General features: G+C 63.8%; 3 protein-coding genes. All 3 read right to left on the bottom strand.

Translation table 11 applies throughout. The features are described 5' to 3' along the window. On the bottom strand, positions 1-157 hold a 157-nt coding region (gene rplI / locus EN984_RS35995), incomplete at its 3' end, for a 50S ribosomal protein L9 (protein WP_127384425.1). A 218-nt stretch (positions 158-375) separates the two neighbouring features. Next, positions 376-624 carry a 30S ribosomal protein S18 gene (rpsR, locus tag EN984_RS35990; protein ID WP_006203718.1) on the bottom strand — a complete coding sequence of 83 codons (249 nt, stop codon included), beginning with the start codon at positions 622-624 and terminating at the stop codon, positions 376-378. Next, a partial coding sequence (locus EN984_RS35985; RefSeq protein ID WP_164765985.1) for a 30S ribosomal protein S6 occupies positions 624-957 on the bottom strand: 334 nt, incomplete at its 5' end. The genes rpsR and EN984_RS35985, both read right to left, overlap by 1 nt.

The following is a 957-nucleotide window of genomic DNA, read 5'->3' as shown; positions in this document are numbered from 1 at the left end:
GGGCGCGCTGGCCTTCGAACTTCTTCTTGTTGGCTTCGTTGGCGCGCAGCGCCTTACCCTGCGGCAGCAGGAAGTTACGGGCGAAGCCGTCCTTGACCTTGACGGTATCGCCCATCTGGCCGAGACGGGAAACGCGTTCGAGAAGAATGACGTCCATGGTTTTGTTCCTTCGGTTGGGCGCCAATCGATCGATGAGATCGACGCCGAATGTCTTGGGAACAGGTCAGGAAGCTTGAGCGCCTTTGGCGCTGGTGTCGCTGTCCTGCCTGTTGCGGCAGTTAGAGGTTTTGACCTCAACCCGGGATTTGATGTTCGGCCCTGCGGCGCCCGTCGCCGTGGGAAAGAGCGGGCGGCGAACCGCCCGCATTTGAGATATTAGCGAACCACGTAGGGCAGCAGGCCGAGGAAGCGGGCGCGCTTGATCGCCTTGGCGAGTTCGCGCTGCTTCTTCTGGCTGACGGCGGTGATGCGCGACGGCACGATCTTGCCGCGCTCAGAAATGTAGCGCTGCAGCAGACGCACGTCCTTGTAGTCGATCTTGGGCGCGTTGGCGCCGGAGAACGGGCAGGTCTTGCGGCGGCGATGGAACGGGCGCCGGGTCGGGATCTGATTGATGTCGACCATTATTCTGCACCCCCTTCAAAGCCTTCGCGCGGACGGCGCGGACCACGATCGGCACCGGCGTCGCCGAACGAGCGCGGCGGACGATCGCCACGGTCGCCGCGATCACGATCGCCGAACGAACGCGGACCACGATCGCCACGGTCACGGTCGCCGAAGCCGCCGCGTTCCGAGCGCTCTTCGCGCTTCTGCATCATGGCCGACGGGCCTTCCTCATGCGCCTCGACCTTGATGGTCAGGAAACGCAGCACGTCCTCGGACAGGCCCATCTGGCGCTCCATCTCGTTGAGCGCGGCCGCCGGGCAATTCAGGTCCATCAGCGTGTAGTAAGCCTGT

The sequence above is a fragment of the Mesorhizobium sp. M7A.F.Ca.CA.004.12.1.1 genome, assembly GCF_003997835.1.
Lineage (GTDB): Bacteria > Pseudomonadota > Alphaproteobacteria > Rhizobiales > Rhizobiaceae > Mesorhizobium.
Note: the sequence above shows the minus strand (reverse complement) of the source record. Positions and strands in the feature narration are given on the sequence as shown.